The sequence below is a fragment of the Thiomicrorhabdus hydrogeniphila genome, assembly GCF_054656895.1.
The window spans coordinates 2,266,574-2,288,936 of the sequence record NZ_BAAHXL010000001.1 but is presented as its reverse complement, the minus strand read 5'-3'; the positions used below and the strand labels follow the sequence as shown (position 1 = coordinate 2,288,936).

Genomic DNA, 22,363 nt, shown 5'->3' with positions numbered 1-22,363 from the left:
ATAAAACAAACTCACCTGAATTGCCGCAGAATTTCAAAATAATTATTAGAGATGCCCTATAATATTGAACTTATTTAATTTAATAAGCAAGTTGAAAATAAAGCCTATGTTTTAGCTTGTGATAACCGTTTATAAAGCAGAAGAAATACACCATGTCAGAAGTGCAATATAACCCGCAACAACTAGAAGCAGATATTCAAAAAACCTGGGACGACAATCAAACCTTTGTCGTAACAGAAGATGAGAGCAAAGAAAAATATTATTGTCTCTCAATGTTTCCATACCCAAGCGGAAAACTGCACATGGGGCATGTGCGTAATTACACAATTGGCGATGTTATTTCTCGTTTTCAACGTATGCAAGGTAAAAATGTACTTCAACCAATGGGTTGGGATGCGTTTGGTTTGCCAGCAGAAAATGCCGCTATGCAACACGATGTTGCACCTGCAAAATGGACTTACGAAAACATTGATTACATGCGCAATCAGCTTAAATCACTCGGTTTAGGGTATGACTGGTCTCGTGAAGTAGCCACTTGTCATCCAGAATATTACCGCTGGGAACAGTGGCTATTTACCAAGCTAATGGAAAAAGGCTTGGTTTATCGTAAACTTTCAGTGGTTAACTGGGATCCTGTCGATATGACCGTTTTAGCAAATGAGCAGGTTATTGACGGTAAAGGTTGGCGTTCTGGCGCACCGGTTGAGCGTAAAGAGATTGCACAGTGGTTTTTAAGAATTACCGATTATGCCGAAGAGTTATTGGAAGGACTCGATAAGCTAGACGGATGGCCAGAACAAGTAAAAACCATGCAGAAAAACTGGATTGGTAAATCAACAGGCCTGCAAATTTCTTTTCCAATTGTTGGAAAAGACAATCAAAACTTAGATGTTTACACCACTCGCCCAGATACCTTAATGGGAGTGACTTATGTGGCGATTGCTTCTGACCACCCAATTGCACATAAAGCCGCCGTTAACAATGAGCCTTTAGAGCGTTTTATTGAAGAGTGTTCACATATTTCAACTGCCGAAGCCGACATGGAAACCATGGAGAAAAAAGGGGTCGATACGGGCGTTCGTGTTCTTCACCCAATTACGGGTGAAGAAGTACCTGTTTGGGCGGCTAACTTTGTATTAATGGGGTACGGAACAGGGGCGGTTATGTCTGTTCCTGCCCATGATCAACGTGATTACGAATTTGCCAAAGCCTATGACTTACCAATTAAAGCGGTGATTGCGCCAAAAGCTGATGAAATGGCGGATGTTTCTGAACACGCTTTTACTGAAAAAGGGTTTTTGGTTAATTCTGGGGAATTTGATGGCTTAAAGTCAAAAGATGCCTTGCATGCTATGGCTAAAGCTTTAGGTGAGAAAAACCTAGGTGAAAAACAAACAAACTACCGTTTACGTGATTGGGGTATTTCTCGTCAGCGTTATTGGGGTTGCCCAATTCCGGTTATTTATTGCCCTGCGTGTGGGGCTTTGCCCGTACCAGAAGATCAATTACCGGTACGTTTACCAGAAGATGTCGTGCCTGATGGATCAGGTTCGCCTTTAGCGAAAATGGACAGCTTTAAAAATTGCGAATGTCCGCAATGTGGTGGTCGTGCTAAGCGTGAAACCGATACCTTTGATACGTTCTTTGAATCTTCTTGGTATCACGCTCGTTATACTTCAAAAGATAATGATAAAGCCATGCTGGATGAACGTGCAGATTACTGGACGCCAGTTGACCAATATATTGGTGGAATTGAACACGCTATTTTGCATTTATTGTATGCACGTTTTTTCCACAAACTGATGCGTGATCAAGGTTTAGTTAAAACTGATGAACCGTTTAGAAACTTGCTTACACAGGGTATGGTTTTACTTGATGGTTCTAAAATGTCTAAATCAAAAGGCAATACGGTTGATCCGCAAGGCCTAATTGAAAAATTTGGTGCGGATACGGTTCGTTTATTTATTATGTTTGCGGCACCGCCAGAGCAAAGTTTAGAGTGGTCGGATAAAGGGGTAGAAGGGGCTTATCGTTTCTTAAACCGCGTTTGGCGCCAAGTGCATAATCACATAGAACCAGGCCTGGTAAAACCGGCAACTTCTTCACAAGGTTTAAATAAAGAAGCCAAAGCTTTGCGCCTAAAAGTGCATGAAACCTTACAAAAAGTCACCGATGATATGGGACGTCGTCAAACGTTTAATACCGCTATTGCAGCCTGTATGGAATTGATGAACGAAGTATCTAAGTTTACTGTTGAAGCAAGTGATGACCAAGGTCGTGCTGTTATGCAAGAAGCTTTGGAAATTGTAGTATTAATGCTTTCACCCATGGCACCACACATGGCACAGAGTTTGGCGGAATCATTAGGGCAACCGTTAGGTGAAACTGGTTTGATTGTTGATGCCGCATGGCCAAAAGTAGATGAATCGGCATTGGTTAAATCTGAAATAGAATTAATGGTGCAAGTTAACGGTAAGTTACGTGGCAAAATAGAGGTTGCGGTTGATGCCAACAAAGACACTATTTTAGCAGCCGCAAAATCTGATGATGCTGTTGCTAAGTTTATTGATGGTAAAGAAATCGTTAAAGAAATTGTGGTGCCAGGTCGTTTGGTTAACTTGGTTGTTAAAGGTTAATTGAGTTGAATATGTTGAGAAATATTTGGCGAAATAGTTTTTTTGTTGTAATTATGACCTCTTTAGTTGGTTGTGGTTTTCACTTGCGTGGTGCAGACCATTACGGAGAATTACCGTTTCATACTGCTGTTATAACAACATCGTCAGGTGTTTCTCAGGAAGTACAAACTGCCCTAGAACTGCAATTACATCAATCGGGTATTCAAGTTTTGGATACTCTGGCGGCTGACGTACAAATTGTATTAATGGCAACTAAAATAACCTCAACAAGTACCAGTTCTGGGTTAGGTGATAGAACATCTGAATTGCTTAAATTAACGCAGGCATTTAAGGTCACAGATTTAGCAAGCGGAAAATTGATTGTGAGCGGAGATAGTGTGGTGTATCGCGATAGAAAAATTAATATTTCAGACGCCTTAGCATCAAACAGCGAATTACAGAGTATTCGTAAATCGATGAGTCAAAAGGTTGCAAGCCAGATTGTTGAACGCATTCACCGTGCATTTGCATATAAGCAATCTGATAAAGTTGATAAAGCCGTGGTTGGTCAATAACGTGGCATTTGAACGGCATCAAATTAATCAAAGAGAACTCATGTGATTCTTGCAAGCGCGTTTTTAAACCAGCTTAATAGCGGTAATCTTGAGATTAAACCCATCTATTTACTCTACGGTGAAGAACCGTTATTTTTACGTGATAGTTTGGACGGTTTAAAAAAACAACTTATATCACAAGGCTATATGGCCAGTGAAACTTATGATGTTGATGCTAGCTTTGATTGGCAAAACTTACAAATGGATACCCAAGCCGGTTCATTGTTTTCTGAAACACGCATGATTTTAATTAATATGCCCAAAGGCTCACCAGGACGTGACGGAGGCAAGTTTTTTCAAGATTGGTGTGCTTATGTGCAAGCTTTACCACCTGAAATCGTGTTAGTGGTATTGTGTGAAAAACTAGATAGTCGTCAGACAAAAGCTAAATGGGTAACCTCAATAGAATCAGCAGGCCTGGTTGTTCAGTCTAAACCTGTACCTATTAATGCTTTACCAGGTTGGTGTCAAAAGCAAGCCGAGTTACAAGGGTTAACGTTAGAACGCGAAGCCGCTAATTTATTAGCCGAGAGAGTGGAAGGTAATTTATTAGCGGCCGACCAAGAAATTACTAAGCTGTCTTTAAGTTTACCAGCAGGCTCTGTGGTGACGGCACAACATATTTTAGAACACGTAGTTGACCAGGCGCACTACCAGTTGTTTGCATTAGCCACGGCCATGTTAAATGGTAAAGTGGCTTATAGTGTACAAATGCTGTCTCGTTTACAGCAAGAAGGCATTGAGCCACCTGTAATTCTTTGGCTACTCTCTAAAGAGATTAGACAGTTAATTGAATTAGCGCAACTGACACAACAAGTATCGCTTAACCAAGCGTTTAGTCAGTGCCGTATATGGCAATCACGCCAGGGTGAATATTCCCAGGCTATGAAACGGCATAGTTTACAAGATTGGCAAGGCCTATTAAAACAAGCCCTGCAAATAGACATGATGATAAAAGGCATACAGCCAACCTTAACCGATAGAGAAGTTTGGTTTGGTTTATCAGATTTAGTGGCCAAAATTGCTCGCTAGTTTTGAAAAGATATTAACCACGAAACAAAGAACTCGGCTGTAGAGCCGAGAAGGCACGAAGGCACAAAGAAAACTGGGTTTATTTCATTAAGGTTTTACCGTTTGTTCATAAAATTGAGTTGGCATTGAAAATACCAGGCCTGGTAAAAATGTTTTAGTTTTAAAAAGGGGTATGTAAATTTCGTGATTGTTTTAGAGTTATACATATAAATGATGAACTTTCGAGCAACGGCAATTTCCCCTTGGAATAAAAAGTGCAAGGTTCTTAGTGTAGTGAACGGTTAAGAAACGCTGCTGCTTGAGCGTAGCGAGTTCAGCGTTTTCAGTTCACAAGCTTAGAACTTGCCTATTTATGGAGTGGGGTGCCTTTTTTCTGGTTACTCTTTTTGGGCAAGCAAAAAGAGTAACGGGAAGCCTATTATTGAAATGCAAGGCAAAGAAATTTTAATTAAAAGGCTTCTCAATTACTATATATCCTGATGAGTTATTAAGTTTTAGTTTTAAAGCTAACCATCACAAAATTTACATACCCTAAAAAACTTCGTGTCTTTGTGACTTCGTGGTTAATTTTGATTTAGTTTTAAATGTTAAAAGAGAATTGGTTAATGAATGTAAAAGAGTATATGACACAGTTAGGTCAGCAAGCGCGTAAAGCGTCACGTGCTTTGGTGCGAGCTTCAACCAAGCAAAAAAATGCGGCTTTAATTGCTATGGCCGAAGCCATTGAAAACTCAGCAGAAACCTTAAAATCAGAAAATTCTAAAGACCTAGCCAATGGTAAAGCCAATGGTCTAGATGCCGCCATGCTTGACCGTTTAGCGATTACCGATTCTGGCATTGCGGGTATGGCTGAAGGTTTACGTCAAATAGCCGCACTGCAAGACCCAATTGGCGAAATTAGTGATATGAGTTACCGTCCGTCAGGTATTCAAATTGGTAAAATGCGTGTGCCTTTAGGTGTGGTAGGTATTATTTATGAATCACGTCCAAACGTCACGGTTGATGCTGCGGCTTTATGTTTAAAATCAGGTAATGCGGCCATTTTACGTGGTGGTTCAGAGGCAGCGTTTTCAAACCAAGCCTTAGCAAACTGTATTCAACAAGGGCTAGAAAAAGCGGATTTACCACAGACCTCAGTACAAGTGGTTGCTACAACAGACCGTGCAGCTGTGGGTGAGTTAATTGCGATGCCTGAATTTGTTGATGTGATTATTCCTCGTGGTGGTAAAGGTCTTATTGAACGCATTAGCCAAGGTGCACGCGTGCCGGTTATTAAGCATTTAGACGGAATTTGTCATGTTTATATAGACGATGATGCAGACCAAGATAAAGCCGTTAAAGTTGCTTTAAATGCCAAAACACATCGTTACGGAGTGTGTAATGCCATGGAAACTTTGTTGGTTGCGGAATCACAAGCACAAGCGGTTTTACCAGAATTAGCTAATTTATACGCCGAAAAAGGGGTAGAACTGCGTGGTTGCGCAAAAACTTGTGCGATTATTACGGCAAATCCAGCAACAGAAGAAGATTGGGCAACAGAATATTTAGCCCCAATATTATCCATTAAAGTTGTGGCAGACGTAGATGAAGCCATGGACCATATTGCCCAATTTAGTTCTGGGCATACAGAGTCGATCATTACAGAAAACTTTAGCACCTCTCGTCGCTTTTTAGCCGAGGTGGATTCAAGTTCGGTCATGGTAAACGCATCCACCCGTTTTGCGGATGGTTTTGAATATGGTTTAGGTGCAGAGATTGGAATCAGTACCGATAAATTTCATGCCCGTGGTCCTGTTGGTTTAGATGGCCTTACCTCACAAAAATACATTGTGTTGGGTGATGGAAACATTCGCGACTAATGAAATTTATTGGCATAAATGGCGGAACATTTGACCCTGTACATTATGGACATTTACGCCCAGCATTAGAAGTCATGCAGCGTTTAGGGCTTGAGCAAGTACGATTTGTACCGTGTTTTCGCCCTGTGCATAAAAATACACCAAATGTGTCGGCTGTACAGCGTAGCGATATGATAAAACTGGCTATTAAATCTCAGCCAAATTTTATATTAGACACCATAGAAATGGATAAAGGCGGCCCGTCTTATACGGCGGACACTTTAGAATTATTAAAACAAAAATTTAAAGGTTTTAGCTTAGTTTTAATGATGGGAACCGATGCCTTTGCCAAGTTTTATACCTGGTATAAATGGCAACAAATATTGCAACTAGCCAATATTGTCGTTATGCATAGGCCTGGTGAACCGGTACCAGAAAGTGGTGAGTCGGGTGAAATTTACAAAAAAAATCATGTTACCGCTTTTACCGCTGAGTCAGGGCAAATCATGGAAATGGATGTTACCCAACTTGATATTAGTTCAACCTTAGTAAGAAACCACATGCTCGCTGGGCAATCGGCAGAATATCTTTTGCCATCTAGCGTCATGAAATATATAAAAGAACACGGCCTTTATAAACCGACAAGCCAAACAAAAAAATAATCGATTTCGATTAAGGAGCAAACCAGTTCAATGAGTATGAATATAAAAGAAGTAGAAGATCTAATTGTAAAAACATTAGAAGATTCAAAAGCCCGCGATATTCAAGTGATGGATATTAAAGGCATTAGTAGCTTTGCCGATTTAATGATTGTCGCAACCGGTACATCAACTACACATGTTAAAGCTTTAGGTTCCCACGTAGAACAAGCCTTTAAAGAAGCTGGCGAACCACCTTTAGGTGTAGAAGCTGGCCCACAACCTGACTGGGTTTTAGTTGATCTAGGTAACGCAATTGTTCACGTTATGACAGAAGGTGCACGTGCGCATTACGCATTAGAAAAACTTTGGGATGTTAAAGCGCAATCTCAAGCCGAAATGGTCGCTGAATAGCATTTGGCGAGTTAATTATTATGGTCATTCACTTTATAACAGTCGGCCAAAAAATGCCAAAATGGGTGCAAGATGGTTATGCAGAATATGCAAAACGACTGCCTAAATCTTGTGCTCTAAAACTGATTGAGTTGCCAATGGCTACTCGTGGCAAAACAGGCTCTGCAGATAAATATAAAGCTGAAGAAGCCAAAAAAATATTAGGCGCTATTCCCAAAGGATCTCAACTTATTATTTTGGATGAGCATGGTCAACAAGTCACCACCAAAGGTTTAGCCGATAAATTAGAAGATTGGTTAGGCAGTGGGCAAGACATTGCCCTAGTCGTTGGCGGACCAGATGGCCTAGAACAAAGCCTAATACAGCAAGCCAAATGGAAGTGGGGGCTATCAAAACTCACCATGCCACACCCAATGGTTAGGATTTTGGTGGCCGAGCAAATCTATAGAGCTTACTCCGTAATTCAAAATCATCCATATCACAGAGAATAAAAACCTTGCTTTAGGGGTTGTTTTGTTCATTCAACATTAAATATTAAAAATTAAACATCATTTTTACCAGGCCTGGTAAAAACAGTGGCAAACATTATATTTTCAGCAAAGGGTAACTTGTTATTTTTAAATAAAAAATGCTTAATGGCTTGACCGTGAATGGATAAACATGGATAATCTCCGCTCTTATTACATCGTAGTCATTGTTTCTGTGTACGCATGGGGCAATGTTGTGTTAAATGTTAATGATAGGTCTACGGATCGTTAACACGTAAAAAAATTATGATGTTATTTGGTGAATAATCATATTTACCAAATACATCATCTTGGAGAAATAAAAATGGCTAATTCAGCACAAGCAGCAAAACGCGCACGTCAGGCAGAAGCAAGTCGTATCAGAAACGTTGCACAACGTTCAGATATGCGTACAGCAGTAAAAAAAGTTCTAGCGGCAATCGAAGCTGGTGATAAAGCGGCAGCTAACGAAGCTTTCCGTTCTGCACAATCTAAATTAGATGGTATGGCTCGTAAAGGTATTATTGCTAAGAACAAAGCAGCGCGTTCAAAAAGCAGAATCAACGCACGCATTAAAGCGATGGCTTAATTTATAGGCTTTTTCGCTCCTAAGGTACGCATCTTCTGCGTTAGAAAAATGGACATTTACACTTGTAAACTTACATTTTTCACCTTGAATATACGCACCTTAGAAACGAAAAAAATCTATAAATGAGTTACTAAAAAACCGAGTTCATCTCGGTTTTTTATTGTCTGGAATAAATGAATATTTGGAGAGGGTGAGTATGAAGTTTTTACGATTTATGGCGTTGCTAGAAGGATCGTCGCTTTTAATTTTATTATTTATAGCGATGCCTTTGAAATATCAATTTGGTATGCCTGAAGTGGTAAGTTGGGTTGGCCGTATTCATGGTGGTTTGTTTATTGTCTTTAATATTGTGCTTTTTTATCATGTTGGTCGTGGTCAACTTTCAGCGGTTAAAGGTTTTTTAGGGTTTTTAGCATCATTGATTCCGTTTGGTAGTTTTTATTACAAAGCGAAAGTACTAAAAAAGCCTGTTAACGTTGATTAATGTAAAATTTCGGTTATTACTTGAATCCTCGGATTAAAAAGGTTTCTTACCTTTTGTGTAATGTCCGATTAAGTTAAAAAAATTATAGTTTATTTTCTGTTCACAAAATGTATTTTGGAACAGAAACTACCAGGCCTGGTAAATTTAAAATAGAGTTAATTCATTGTGATTAGTTGCTTTGAAATTCTATAGTAGAAACCACTTCTTCAAAGGTTTTTGTACCTAATATTCTTTTTAAATCAAAAGCGCAATCCAACGTTAAGGTCATGCGTTTTTGATCGAGTTCAGCCAGCTTTTTTACAATGTCACGGGCGCGTTTTTGGTCTTGATTTTGACTGTCTAAAAGAATTTCTTTAAGCTCTGTTTTTAAATCATTGTATTCAGCATTAATGTATTCAACTTGTGAAAAGTTTTTTCGAGATACCGCTCTCACTTTATCCAGCTGTTGCTCGGTAAGCTCAAGAATATCTAAATTTTCCATAACAGTTGGCATAATGGAAACGACAGCACTAGAAGGTTTATAGTCTTCTTGAGCTTGTGCCTGTGGAATAAAGGCAATAAAAAACAAGGCGCTTAATAGGGTGTTTTTAGTCATATTTTTACCATATATGTTGTAAATAATCTTTGTTAAGTTGGGCAAATCATTTCCCCCAAATCTTCGGTGAGTTTTAGATTTTCAGAGTAATCAACAGGGCAGTCAATCAATACCACGCAGTTATCTTGTATGGCTTGTTTTAGTGTAGGTAGTAAATCTTCAGTATGCTCAATTTTATAACCTTTTGCCCCAAATGCATCAGCCAGTTTTACAAAGTCTGGATTGTTAAAGCTGACATTACTTTCTCTACCAAAATGATTCATCTGTTTCCATTTAATTAAACCGTATTGTTGATCATTCCAGATTAAGACAATAATGGGAATATTTAGGCGTACTGCGGTTTCAATCTCTTGCATATTCATTAAAAAGCCTGCATCCCCCGTCACCGCGACACACACTTGATTCGGTTTGGCTAATTTAGCGGCTATAGCACCAGGTAAGGCAATACCCATTGAGGCAAAACCGTTAGAGATAATACAGCTATTGGGTGAAAGGGCTTGGTACATTCTGGCCACCCACATTTTGTGAGCTCCTACGTCTGAAACAACGATATCTTCAGCGGCTAGACATTTACGCAAATCGGTTAAAATTCTTTGCGGTTTTATTGGAAAAAGTTCATTGCTATCAAGTTGGTGAAAGGTCTCTTCTATTTTTTGTTTTAAACCCTGATAAGGCGCACCTATATGACGTTTACTTACTGCAGCAATGCTGGATAAAGCTTGGCCAATATCACCAATTAATCCTGCTGATACAATGTAGCATTCATCCACTTCAGCAGGTTGGGTGTCTATGTGAATAATTTGAGTATCTGGATTTTGATTCCATAAATGGGGGTGATATTCCACAATGTCGTAGCCCACACAAATAACAACATCGGCACGGTCAATGCCGCACGAAATGTAATCGTGGGCTTGTAAGCCAATTGTACCTAAAGCCAAATTATTACTACACGGTAAAGCTCCTTTAGCCATAAACGTTGTGGCTACAGGTATATTTAGTTTTGTAGAAAATTCAAATAAGGCATCACTTGCGTGGGAGCGAATGACACCATTTCCCGCAATAATAATGGGAAACTTAGCTTGAGAAATAATATCTGCCGCTTGTTGTACTTTTAAAGGGTTTACGTAAGAAGCCAGTGGGCTTTGTTTTTTTAGTGGTTTTTTCTCAACATGGTCTTGGGCGATATTTTCTGGAAAATCAATAAAGCTGCAACCAGGTTTTTCGGCCTGGGCAACTTTAAATGCTTTGCGTACGACTTCTGGAATCACTTCCGCCGTCAGAATTTGAGTGCTGTATTTGGTAATGGGTTTAAATAGGTTTACCAAATCTAAGACTTGATGGCTCTCTTTATGTAAGCGATTAGTGCTTGCCTGACCTGCAATGGCAACTACGGGCGCTCTGTCCATGTTTGCATCCGCCACACCAGTCACTAAATTGGTTGCGCCAGGCCCTAAAGTGGCCAAACAAACGCCAGCATTACCAGTTAAACGCCCGTAAACATCGGCCATAAAAGCCGCACCTTGTTCATGGCGAGTTAAAATAAATTTAATATTACTCTCAAGAAGGGCATCCATTAAGTCAAGATTCTCTTCACCAGGAATACCAAAAATATACTCAACTTCTTCGTTTTCTAAACATTTAACAAACAGTTCTGCGGCTTTCATATTGTTTACCTTCTTTGGTAGGTGCTATTACCTTAATAATATAGACAGGCAATGCAAAAAAATATTACAAGATGATATGGGTTTATCTTGGCATATATAAAGTCGATAAGAAAATAAAATCCATTAAGACTAGCCCAATTAAATAGGTATGCCGTTTGGTGTTTGATACAATTCAGCCATTAAGAAATCTTTGCAGATTCGTCTATTATAAAAATCTTGTCGTCTTGATAGTTTGGGTAATAAGTTTAACTTTGGAATAAACTCTTGAAAAGAATAATTAAAGCAACAGCGACAGTTGGTGGAATGACCATGATATCGCGTGTATTAGGTTTTGTGCGTGATGTGATTATTGCTCGTTATTTTGGGGCAAGTATGGGTGCCGATGCTTTTTTTGTGGCCTTTAAAATTCCAAACTTTTTTAGACGTTTATTTGCCGAGGGGGCGTTTTCGCAAGCCTTTGTACCTGTGTTGGCCGAGGCCAAAGAAAAACGCGGACATGACGCAGTCAAACATTTAGTCAATGCCATTAGTTTTAGGTTGGGTGGGGTTTTACTTTTGTTAACCGCATTTGGGGTGTTTGGTTCTTCACTTTGGATGATTGTTTTTGCCCCCGGTTTTATGGATCAACCCGAAAAATTTAAGCTAGCATCGGATATGTTAGCCATTACCTTTCCGTATCTCTTACTGATTTCTTTGGTGGCGTTTTCGTCAGCCATTATGAACACCTACAATCAATTTGCTGTACCCGCATTTACGCCTGTATTTTTAAATTTAGTGCTCATTACTTTTGCCGTTTGGGTATCACCGTATTTTGATATCCCCATTATGGCTTTGGCTTGGGGGGTGTTGGTTGCGGGTGTGGTGCAGTTGCTGTTTCATTTGCCATTTTTATATAAGCTCGGTCTTCTGCCACACCCAAGTACCCAATCAGATGAAGGTGTGGGTGAGGTAAAACGTCTTATGATTCCTGCATTATTTGGGGTTTCAGTCGCGCAAATCAACCTCTTAGTTGATACGGTTTTGGCCTCGTTTTTAGTTACAGGTTCCGTTTCTTGGTTGTATTATTCTGACCGTTTAATGGAGTTTCCATTAGGCGTGTTTGGTGTGGCCTTGGCTACGGTGGTTTTACCAGGCCTGTCAAAAAAGGCGGCTAATGAAAATTGGCAAGGTTTTCAAGAAGACATAGATAGCGCATTACGTTTGGTATTAATTATTGGTTTGCCCGCCACATTAGGTTTATTGATTTTATCGCAACCGTTAATTACAACCTTATTCTTTTACGGTGAATTTACTGCACACGATGCCAGTATGTCGAGCATGAGCTTAATGGCTTATTCGTTTGGCTTATTAGGCTTTATTTTGGTTAAAATTTTAGCCCCGGCATTTTATGCACGTAAAGACATGAAAACGCCTGTAAAAGTCGCCGTGATTGCCTTGGTTACCAATACGGTTTTAAATTTAATTTTAATTGGTCCATTTGCTCATGTTGGTTTAGCCGCAGCCACAACCGTATCGGCCTTTGTGAACTCTGGCTTATTGTATTGGTATTTAACCAAACAAGGCATTTTTAAACCCTTAGCTGGGTGGGTCAAACTTATGGTGCAAGCCTTAATTGCCAATGCGGCTTTAGTGGCGTTTTTATTAATCGCTTCCCCCGCAATAGAAAGCTGGTATGCCTTTGATGCTTGGATGCGCATGGCATGGTTATTTGGTTTGGTTTTTGGTTCTATGATTATTTATGCTGTGGTATTGGTTTTAGTGGGCTTAAATCCTAAAAAACTAGTCAATAAATCGGTATAACATTTTGCTAAATTAAGGCTATAAATACATTCACTCTCTCTTTTCATTGTTCTAGAGCGTTATAGGGGCATAGCAGAGTCAGTACCATTGCGAATGCCACTGTGTATACCAGGCCTGGTAAAATATAAAAAAGTAGATGTTTTTAATACATTTACAAACAGTTAAGGTCTTCATTAGGCTATAATTTACGGCTTGGTTTATATATAGAAACAGATGCATGCAGCTTATTCGTGGTTTACACAATTTAAATAGATTTAAGGCGCAATTAGCCAAAGGCTGTGTATTAACTATAGGTAATTTTGATGGCGTGCATCTAGGTCATCAACAGGTATTAGATACGGTAAATAAACAAGCAAAACAGCTTGGTTTACCCTGTGTTGTTATGATTTTTGAACCACTGCCAATCGAGTTCTTTTCACCACAGCAAGCTCCTGTGCGTTTAATGAATTTACGCGAGAAGTTACAGGCGTTTAAACATACAGAAATTGACTATGTACTGTGCGTGCGTTTTAATGCCAAATTTGCCGCTTTAACGGCGCAACAATTTATTGATACCGTGCTCTTACAAGGATTAAATGTTAAACACCTTGTTGTAGGCGATGATTTTCATTTTGGTCAACATCGCCAAGGTGATTTTGATTTTTTAGAGCAGTCCGGCCAGGTAAATGATTTTAGCGTAACCGATATGCCAACTTTTGGGGTTGACCAAGAGCGTGTAAGCAGTACGCGTATTAGAAGCGCATTGTTAAATGAAGAAACCAACGTACCCAACTTGGCAGAAGCCAAAGCCCTAATGGGCAAAGACTTTAGTTTTAATGGTAGAGTCATTCATGGTCAAAAGTTGGGTAGAACCATTGGGTTTAGAACCTTAAATATTAACCCTAAAAGAGCACAAATACCTGCTCAAGGTGTTTTTGCAGTAACGGTAAGTGGCATAGCTGATAAGCCTTGGCCAGGTGTAGCAAATTTAGGGTTACGCCCAACCGTTGATGGTGTAAGGCCTTCCATTGAAGTGCATCTCTTTAATTGGAATAAAGACGTTTACGGCCAACACGTGCAAGTCACGTTAGAAGCTTTTATACGACCAGAGATGAAATTTAATGGTTTAGAAGAGCTTAAAGCACAAATTGCTTTAGATGCCCAAAAAGCCAAAGAGTATTTTAATCTAGCGAATTAATTCGTTAGACGATGTTTAAAACAGATTTTAAAATTTTAATTAGGGTGTTGGATTTTTCCTCACCCTCTCAACCTAGTGAAGTTATCGAATGACAGACTATAAACCGACCTTAAACTTACCTGAAACTGATTTCCCAATGCGTGGCAATCTACCAAACCGTGAGCCTGCGCAAGTAGAAGCTTGGTTATCAGATTCGTTATACCAAACCGTACGTGAACATATGGCAGGTCGCCCAAAGTTTATTTTGCATGATGGACCTCCATACGCAAACGGCGATATTCACATTGGCCACGCGGTAAACAAAGTCTTAAAAGACATGATTGTTAAATCAAAAGGCTTAAGCGGTTTTGATGCACCGTTTGTACCAGGTTGGGATTGTCACGGCTTACCGATTGAACTAAACGTTGAGAAAAAGAAAGGTAAAGTAGGCCAAAAAATTGGTGCGACTGAGTTCCGTCAAGAATGCCGTAACTATGCTCAAAAGCAAGTTGAAGGGCAGATGGCAGACTTTCAACGTTTAGGTGTGATGGCGGATTGGGAAAACCCATATCTAACTAAAGACTTTAAATTTGAAGCCAATGAAATTCGTGCCTTAGCAAAAATCATTGAAAACGGTCACCTAGTTAAAGGTACTAAACCTGTTTATTGGTCAGTAGGTGGGCGTTCGGCCTTGGCCGAGGCAGAAGTAGAATACGAAAACAAACGTTCAAAATCGATTGATGTGCGTTTTCCTGTGATTGATGAAGAAGCGTTTTTTAAACGCTGTCATCATGTAGAAGATCATACGGGTGAAGGGCCTTTGTCTGTTGTCATTTGGACAACAACACCGTGGACTCTACCTGCTAACCAAGCGGTTTCAATCAACCCAGAGTTAGAATATTCTGTTGTTCAAGTACATGGTGAACACGGTCCTGAGCGTCTGTTTTTAGCCGAAGCGATGATTAAAGACGCTATGGATAAATGGGGATTTGATAAATACAACGTGATTGCTTATGGTCGTGGTGAACAGTTTGATTTAATTCGTTTACAACACCCATTTTATGACCGTATTGTGCCACTGATTTTAGGTGATCACGTTACCACCGAAGCGGGTACAGGTTGTGTACACACCGCACCAGGTCACGGGGTAGAAGATTTTCAGGTTGGTCTAAAATACGATCTAGAAGTAGACTGCCCAGTTGATGGCAATGGTAATTATGTGACTGGTACGCCAATCTTTGAAGGTGAAAACGTTCTTAAGGTTGATGACCATGTTCTAGAAGTGCTAAAAGAACATAAAGCCTTAGTGCACATTGAAGTCATTGAACACAGTTACCCACATTGCTGGCGTACTAAAACGCCACTGATTTTCCGTGCCACGCCACAATGGTTTATCTCAATGACCGAAGGTGGTTTACGTGATAAAGCGATGGAAGCCATTCCAAAAGTTGAATGGGTACCAGAATGGGGGCAAAATCGTATTGAAGGTATGATTGATGGTCGTCCAGACTGGTGTGTTTCACGTCAGCGTTTTTGGGGTGTGCCAATCGCTATCTTTGTGCATAAAGTCACCAGCGAAATGCACCCACGCACCACCGAATTAATGGAAGAAGTTGCCAAACTGGTTGAAGAAAAATCCATCGACGCTTGGTACGATTTAGACATGACTGCATTGTTGGGTGATGAAGCCGATGATTACGAACAAGTCACCGATATTTTAGACGTTTGGTTCGATTCAGGTATATCACACTTTACCGTATTAGGTCAGCGTGAAGAACTACACGCTCCTGCCGATTTATATCTAGAAGGTTCTGATCAACACCGTGGTTGGTTCCAGTCTTCTTTATTAACGGCGTTAGCAACGGATGGTCAAGCACCTTATAAACAAGTGTTAACGCATGGTTTTACCGTAGATAAAGACGGTAAAAAAATGTCTAAATCAAAAGGTAACGTGGTAGCACCACAGCAAATCGCCAACAAACTCGGTGCAGATATCCTACGTCTATGGATTTCAGCGGCCGACTACCGTTATGAGATGACCGTATCAGACGAAATCATCAGCCGTACAGCCGATTCATATCGCCGTATTCGTAACACTGCCCGTTTCTTATTAGCCAATATTAACGGTTTTAACCCAGAAACCGATATGATTGCTTATGATGATTTATTGCCATTAGACAAATGGGTAATTGGTCACGCCGCCAAACTGCAAAAAGAGATTACAGAAGCCTACGACAGTTATAACTTCCACAATATCTATCAAGCGATGACTCACTTCTGTTCTGTTGAACTTGGTGCATTCTATTTAGATGTGATTAAAGACCGTCAATACACCTGTAAAACTGAAGGGCTAGCACGTCGTTCAGCACAAACTGCGCTGTATCATATTGTTGAAGCCTTAACGCGCTGGATGGCACCAATCTTAAGTTTTACCGCTGAAGAAGTTTGGAAAGCACTGCCTGGTGAACGCTCAGAAACCATTTTTGTTTCAACTTGGTACGAAGGGTTAACCGATTTAGACGAAACCGCAGAAATGAACTCAGCCTATTGGGAAGAGATGATTGCTGTACGTTCAGCCGTTGCCAAACAGCTTGAGCAACTACGTGCCGATAAAGTCATTAAAGCCTCATTAACGGCAGAAGTGACTTTATATTGTGATGATGAAATCCACAGCAAATTAAGCAAATTACAAGACGAACTACGTTTTGTATTAATTACCTCAGAAGCAACATTAAAAACATTAGCCGACAAAACGGATACCGCGATTGAATCAGAAATGCCAGGCCTGTGGATTGATGCAGGGGCAACTGAAAAACCAAAATGCGCACGTTGTTGGCATCACCGTGAAGAAGTAGGCACTATTGCAGAGCATCCAGAACTTTGTCAGCGTTGTGTGGATAATATTGCAGGCGCAGGAGAAATTCGTAGATTTAGCTAACCCCTAAAAACTGCCAATACTGCGTTGGCAAATGGACGCTTACATTTGTAAGCTCACATTTGCCGCCTTGTCTTGACAGTTTTTAGAAGCCATCTAAATAACGAATTATATTATTAGATTTTGCATAAAAGCTTCTCAAGGCAGTTTTATATCAAAATTGAATTTAGCTAATGAATGAAAAAGTGATGAAAATGCCAGAAACAAACTCAACAGCGATTAAAACAGTTTGGTTAGCGGTTTTAGTCATTACCTTTGACCAGTTAACCAAATACATAGCGGTGAGCAATTTAACCTTTGCTGAACCTGTTGCGGTTATGCCTTATCTAAACTGGACATTGGTTTATAACCACGGTGCGGCGTTTAGTTTTTTAGCTGAAATGGGTGGTTGGCAACGTTGGTTTTTTGCAGGCTTGGCTTTAGTGGTGAGTGCAATTTTGATGTTTTGGTTATCAAAATTACCAAGCAAAATCACCGCAGAAGTTTGGGGTATTAACTTGGTGTTAGGTGGTGCAATCGGTAATGTTATCGACCGCTTTCTAGCCGGGCGAGTCACGGACTTTGTTGATTTCTATATCGGCAATTGGCACTACGCCACGTTTAATGTAGCTGATGTCGCCATCACGATTGGAGCAGGCCTGTTAATTCTTTCTGAATTTGTTTTAAAACCAAGGCAAAAGAAGCAAGCAGAACTCGCTGATTCATAAAGTAGAACAAAGTTTTTCGAACACTTCAAAAGACCAGGCCTGGTCTTTTTTTGTATATATATTAGTAAAAAACTTTTACTTTTTTACTGACTTAAGGTCTACACTTGATTGTCACTTTTACTCAATGATTACGTTGTTTAAATAGGTAAAATGAGACACTCATACATTCTTAAAATCAATAAAAAGGCTTAAATACAACGTGTGCGGACACCTTTTTGCATAAAAGAACCATTAATAAAGGGAAGTAAATGTCGAAAAATAATCAAATTTTACTTGATGAAATAATTAAGCAAGAAATGGCAGGTTTTGATGAAAATATACCTTTAAGTGACTTCTTTGAGTTTTATTCAGCACTTCAGGTATTGAAAGAAAATGAATTAAGTTACGATGAAATAAATACAGGCATCGCAGGTCAAAGTCATGATGGTGGAGCAGACTCACTTTATTTATTTGTAAATGGTGAGCTAGTAAAAGAAGATGAAGACTTAACTGGTAAATATAAGAAAAATGTAGATATTGAGTTTGTTTTAATACAATCAAAATATGAAAACTCTTTTTCAGAAGACCCTTTGTTGAAACTATCAAGATTATGCCGAAGTCTTTTTGATTTGGACTTTAATCCTGATGATTATATTGGACAATATAATGAAAAGGTATTGGGTGTATTTGAATTGTTTAAAAATACTTATGTTGGTCTTATTACTAAGAAACCAAAATTGAAAGTTAGTATTTACTATGTATCTAAAGGAATAGACTTACATCCAAACGTAACAAAGCAAGCAGTTGATTTAGAAAATGATATTAAGAGCAAGTTACCATCTGCAGAAGCTAAAGTTAATTTTCTTGGGGCTGAACAGTTAGTTAAAATGGCACAAGAAAGACCAAACGATGTATTTCGATTAAAAATATCAGAAACTCCATTATCAACCTCAGGGCAAGTCTTTATAGCATTAATGAATTTAGCAGATTATTTTGATTTCATCACAGATGAAGATGGGAAGTTAATTAGGCATATATTTGAGTCAAATGTTAGAGATTATCAAGGAAAAACTAATGTAAATAATGAAATACAAGATACTCTTGAAAATCCAGGTAATGAAGAATTTTGGTGGTTGAATAATGGTGTCACAATTTTAGCTAGTGAAGTAGCTGCTCCGGGAGGAAAGGAACTTGTTGTTCATAACCCCGAGATTGTAAATGGCTTGCAAACATCTTCAGAAATACATCGCTTTTATAGTTTGAACAACGATAAAATTAAAGAAGAAAATAGAGATGTTCTGATTAGAATAATTGTTCCAGAAAGTGAAGAAACACGTGATCGGATAATTCGAGCAACAAATAGTCAAACGCCAATTCCAAAATCATCACTAAGAGCAACAGATCAAGTGCACCGTCAAATAGAAGATTTTCTTAAGCCAAGAGGGCTTTTCTATGATCGAAGGAAAAACTTTTACAAAAATGAAGGAAAAAAACCTAAAGAAATAATTAGTGTACCCTTTATGTCTCAATGCTTAATTTCAGTGTTAATGCAGAAGCCCAATTTTGCAAGAGCTAGACCATCAACTTTACTTGAAGACGATGAGTCATACACTAAATTGTTTCATAAAAATAATGATTTACAGTCATACTATTTAGTAGCACTTTTCGGCCGTAGAATCGAAGAGCAGTTGAAAAAAGATAAACAATATACAACAACAGAAATAGCAGACATTAAGTTTTATATCTTGTATACAGTCAGCTGCTTAATGACTCAAAGTCTTTATCCGAGAAGTAATCAAATATCAATTTTAAAGCCTGAAGACTTGACTGACAAAATGTTTAATTATGCTTTAATTACAACTTATGATTTATACCGAGAACTTGGTGGCACAAATAAAATAGCTAAAGGTGCTAAATTAATTGAAACTCTGAAAGAAAAAATCAGGACTGATAGGAAGTTATAAAATGTTATATTGCAGCTGTGTGCAAAGCCGTTTTTTGTGGATAAGATTACCAGGCCTGGTAACACTATAATATAAATTGATTTTGTTCATGATTGAGAAGCCTTTTTAATATTTATAGGCCTTTAATTTCAAGGCTCTGGCTTCTCCTTACTTTCTTTGCTTGCCCAAAGCAAGTAAGCAAAGAAAAGGCCCCCTGCTGACACAATCTATTTCACTAAGCTTGTCTGCTGACATTCCCATAACTCGCTACGCTCGGACAATGGAAATGTTTAAACGCATCCTACGCCAAGTGAAATAACGATTGCTTACAGAAGGGATGCTTTTTCTACGTTAATTCCGTATTTATATTGTTTATATATTATTGCGCTGTAATTTTTACCCTATGCTCACAAAGTTGGGTTGGTCACAGGCCATACCAGGCCTGGTAAATTTAATTGTTATTCTGAAAAGCCAACCCCAAACGCCAAAGATTCCCCTTGGAATAGATTGTGCAAAGTTCTTAACGTAGTGAACGTTTAAAAAACGCTGCTGTTAGAACGTAGCTTGCGGAGCGAGTTCAGCGTTTTCAGTGAACAAGTTTAGAACTTGCCAATATATGGAGCGGGGTGCCTTTTTTGTCTTGTCTCTTCGCTACGCTTCAGCCAAGTTCTTCGTTTGGTTACTTTTTTTAGGCAAGTAAAAAGAGTAAGGGGAAGCCCTAACGCTAAAATTAATGATGTATAAATATCAAAAAGTGCTTCTCAACAGGTAAGAATAATCATCAACTTTCAATTTTCCCAGGCCTGGTATGACCTGTGGCAAACCCAACTTTGTGAGTATTGGGTAAATTTAATTGTTATTCTGAAAAGCCAACCTCAAACGCCAAGATTCCCCTTGGAATAAATTGTGCAAAGTTCTTAACGTAGTGAACGGTTAAAAACTCCAGCTGTTAGAGCAAAACTTGTTTTGCGAGTTCTGGAGTTTGAGTGAACAAGTTTAGAACTTGCCAATATATGGAGCGGGGTGCATTTTCTTTGCTTCCTTTCTTTGGGCAAGCAAAGAAAGGAAGGGGAAGCCCAATAGTTAAAATTAATGATGTATAAATATCAAAAAGGGCTTCTCAACAGGTAAGAATAATCATCAACTTTCATTTTTACCAGGCCTGATAAATTGGCAGTTGATTACTTCTCAACAGATAAGATAAGTTAAACCTTAAAAATAAAAGGGTACTGTCCTGGTTTTATATAATAAACTGCCATGATTCGCATTTTTCTATGAGTTTTTTATGATCTATTTAATTTTTATACCGATTTTATTAATACTCGGTTTTGTGGTGGCTATTCATTTGAGTTTTAGGGCGCCAAGACTGAGTAATGATGATTTGCCCATTCATTATGGTCTTAATGCCCAAACTCATGAATTTGTGGGTGAACAGGGTACAAAGCTTTCGGTTTGGTGGGTTAAAGCGCAACAGCCAAGTGATGTTACGGTGGTGGTTTTGCATGGCTGGGGTGCTAATAAAAGTATTATCTTGCCACTAGCCAAACCTTTTTACCAGGCAGGTTATAACCTGTTAATGATTGATGCGCATAATCATGGCGACAGTGAAAAACGAGGTGTTTCGAGTATGCCTAAATTTGCGGAAGACTTAACGTCGGCGGTGAATTGGTTGCATAAACACAAAACTAGAGAAAGTCAGCAAACAATTGTTGTAGGGCATTCTGTGGGTGCTGCGGCAGTGTTGCTTGCGGTTGCAAATGGCTTAAACGCGAATATGGTGATTTCAATCGCCAGTTTTGTTCACCCTAAATTGGTTATGCAAAGATCGCTTAAAAAATTACAAGTTATACCGGGTTTAATCCCTCTTATTTCAAGTTATGTGCAGTGGGCAATTGGCCATAAGTTTGATGCGATTGCGCCTATAAACAGTATTAAACGCATTTCTCAGCCCACGTTATTGGTGCATGGTACGGCGGATAGTGTGATTCCATTAAGTGATTTTCACTTACTGTGCAATGAAACTTGTAATACAGCCAAAACTCAAAATATTAAGTGTTTAGAAGTGCCCGAAGCGGATCATGATTCTATTGATAAGATTGAAAAGCATTTTAGCGAACTTGATGATTTTATAAAAAACACTTAAGTATGACGGAATCGCGCAAAGTGTAGGTGCCTGGTTGGCATTTTTTAAAATGGCGTGGTACATTATTGATGCAAGCGGAAACCGTGGCTTTGCAGTAGAAAAATTCTTATTCTACATCTATATTTAACCGGGACGGACCGGCTTTTATTCTATTTAAGAGCGTTACATGCTCTGTGGAGTTTTCCGTTGATAACCTTAAGTCCTATTAAGCGTCGTATTGTTTACGTTGTTCTTTTTGAAGTTATTGCTATTTTGTTTTCAACTCTTATTCTTATGTTGTTAAATAATAGCGACTCTCAAGATTCGTTAGTTGTAGCCATTATTCTGTCGACCACTGCGGTAGTTTGGAATTATATTTTTAATACGGCATTTGAATGGTGGGAGGTGCGTAAGCAAATTAAAGTGCGTACCTTAGCGGTTCGTATTGTTCATGCAGTGAGTTTTGAAGGGGGCTTAGTATTGCTTTGCTTGCCTCTATTTATGTTTTGGTATGGTGTTGGCTTGTGGGACGCTTTTATTATGGAAGCGGCTTTGTTGCTATTTTTTTTGGTGTATACGTTTATATTTACGCTGCTTTTTGATCAGATATTTACGTTGCATTATCAAGTTTATAATCAGCAAGTTAAAGGTCATGCAGAAACCCAGTAGTGTGGCGATGCTCGTTTTTGTTTATAAGATAGGGCTTTACAGCTTCTGAGGTTTTTAGTTTTG

General features: G+C 39.0%; 18 protein-coding genes. 16 read left to right on the top strand and 2 right to left on the bottom strand.

Annotated features, from left to right (window positions below; genetic code table 11):
• Positions 1-152 precede the first annotated feature (152 nt).
• The 9 genes from leuS (at position 153) to ACYQ0E_RS10280 (ending at position 8,730) form a co-directional block, all read left to right on the top strand.
• Positions 153-2,636, top strand: coding sequence for a leucine--tRNA ligase (gene leuS, locus ACYQ0E_RS10320; protein ID WP_460188142.1), 2,484 nt, complete (start codon positions 153-155; stop codon positions 2,634-2,636).
• Positions 2,637-2,647: 11 nt separating this feature from the next.
• Positions 2,648-3,190 carry an LPS-assembly lipoprotein LptE gene (locus ACYQ0E_RS10315; RefSeq protein WP_460188141.1) on the top strand — a complete coding sequence of 181 codons (543 nt, stop codon included), beginning with the start codon at positions 2,648-2,650 and terminating at the stop codon, positions 3,188-3,190.
• Positions 3,191-3,232: 42 nt separating this feature from the next.
• Positions 3,233-4,261, top strand: coding sequence for a DNA polymerase III subunit delta (holA, locus tag ACYQ0E_RS10310; RefSeq protein ID WP_460188140.1), 1,029 nt, complete (start codon positions 3,233-3,235; stop codon positions 4,259-4,261).
• Between the two features lie 605 nt (positions 4,262-4,866).
• Entirely contained in the window at positions 4,867-6,120 is a 1,254-nt protein-coding gene (locus ACYQ0E_RS10305; protein ID WP_460188139.1) for a glutamate-5-semialdehyde dehydrogenase, read from the top strand.
• Positions 6,120-6,761: a nicotinate-nucleotide adenylyltransferase gene (nadD, locus tag ACYQ0E_RS10300; RefSeq protein WP_460188138.1), complete on the top strand. Its 642-nt coding sequence runs from the start codon at positions 6,120-6,122 to the stop codon at positions 6,759-6,761. The genes ACYQ0E_RS10305 and nadD overlap by 1 nt, the downstream gene beginning before the upstream one ends.
• Before the next feature lie 30 nt (positions 6,762-6,791).
• The gene (gene rsfS / locus ACYQ0E_RS10295) at positions 6,792-7,151 is read left to right on the top strand and encodes a ribosome silencing factor (protein WP_460188137.1); all 360 of its coding nucleotides are present in this window, start codon (positions 6,792-6,794) and stop codon (positions 7,149-7,151) included.
• A gap of 20 nt (positions 7,152-7,171) precedes the next feature.
• The gene (gene rlmH / locus ACYQ0E_RS10290) at positions 7,172-7,642 is read left to right on the top strand and encodes a 23S rRNA (pseudouridine(1915)-N(3))-methyltransferase RlmH (protein ID WP_460188136.1); all 471 of its coding nucleotides are present in this window, start codon (positions 7,172-7,174) and stop codon (positions 7,640-7,642) included.
• A 340-nt stretch (positions 7,643-7,982) separates the two neighbouring features.
• Complete coding sequence (rpsT, locus tag ACYQ0E_RS10285; protein WP_460188135.1) at positions 7,983-8,246, top strand: 30S ribosomal protein S20; 264 nt, start codon at positions 7,983-7,985, stop codon at positions 8,244-8,246.
• A 196-nt stretch (positions 8,247-8,442) separates the two neighbouring features.
• A complete protein-coding gene (locus ACYQ0E_RS10280; RefSeq protein WP_460188134.1) occupies positions 8,443-8,730 on the top strand; it encodes a DUF3817 domain-containing protein in 288 nt (95 codons plus the stop codon).
• Positions 8,731-8,899: 169 nt separating this feature from the next.
• On the opposite strand, the gene ACYQ0E_RS10275 is transcribed toward ACYQ0E_RS10280, so the two are convergent.
• Together ACYQ0E_RS10275 and ACYQ0E_RS10270 are read right to left on the bottom strand one after the other, a co-directional pair.
• Positions 8,900-9,325, bottom strand: coding sequence for a hypothetical protein (locus ACYQ0E_RS10275; RefSeq protein WP_460188133.1), 426 nt, complete (start codon positions 9,323-9,325; stop codon positions 8,900-8,902).
• Positions 9,326-9,357: 32 nt separating this feature from the next.
• Positions 9,358-10,989: an acetolactate synthase large subunit gene (locus tag ACYQ0E_RS10270; RefSeq protein WP_460188132.1), complete on the bottom strand. Its 1,632-nt coding sequence runs from the start codon at positions 10,987-10,989 to the stop codon at positions 9,358-9,360.
• Positions 10,990-11,253: 264 nt separating this feature from the next.
• Between ACYQ0E_RS10270 and murJ the strand changes: the two genes are divergently transcribed.
• The 7 genes from murJ to ACYQ0E_RS10235 all read left to right on the top strand — a co-directional run bounded on the left by murJ (position 11,254) and on the right by ACYQ0E_RS10235 (position 22,300).
• The gene (gene murJ / locus ACYQ0E_RS10265; RefSeq protein ID WP_460188131.1) at positions 11,254-12,789 is read left to right on the top strand and encodes a murein biosynthesis integral membrane protein MurJ; all 1,536 of its coding nucleotides are present in this window, start codon (positions 11,254-11,256) and stop codon (positions 12,787-12,789) included.
• 217 nt (positions 12,790-13,006) lie between these two features.
• Entirely contained in the window at positions 13,007-13,966 is a 960-nt protein-coding gene (ribF, locus tag ACYQ0E_RS10260) for a bifunctional riboflavin kinase/FAD synthetase (RefSeq protein WP_460188130.1), read from the top strand.
• A gap of 88 nt (positions 13,967-14,054) precedes the next feature.
• A complete protein-coding gene (ileS, locus tag ACYQ0E_RS10255) occupies positions 14,055-16,883 on the top strand; it encodes an isoleucine--tRNA ligase (RefSeq protein WP_460188129.1) in 2,829 nt (942 codons plus the stop codon).
• Between the two features lie 191 nt (positions 16,884-17,074).
• Entirely contained in the window at positions 17,075-17,587 is a 513-nt protein-coding gene (gene lspA, locus ACYQ0E_RS10250) for a signal peptidase II (RefSeq protein ID WP_460188128.1), read from the top strand.
• Positions 17,588-17,835: 248 nt separating this feature from the next.
• Positions 17,836-19,530: an AIPR family protein gene (locus ACYQ0E_RS10245; protein ID WP_460188127.1), complete on the top strand. Its 1,695-nt coding sequence runs from the start codon at positions 17,836-17,838 to the stop codon at positions 19,528-19,530.
• A gap of 1,264 nt (positions 19,531-20,794) precedes the next feature.
• Entirely contained in the window at positions 20,795-21,652 is an 858-nt protein-coding gene (locus ACYQ0E_RS10240; RefSeq protein WP_460188126.1) for an alpha/beta hydrolase, read from the top strand.
• Positions 21,653-21,838: 186 nt separating this feature from the next.
• Positions 21,839-22,300, top strand: a complete 462-nt coding sequence (locus ACYQ0E_RS10235; RefSeq protein WP_460188125.1) for a PACE efflux transporter — start codon at positions 21,839-21,841, stop codon at positions 22,298-22,300.
• Positions 22,301-22,363 lie beyond the last annotated feature (63 nt).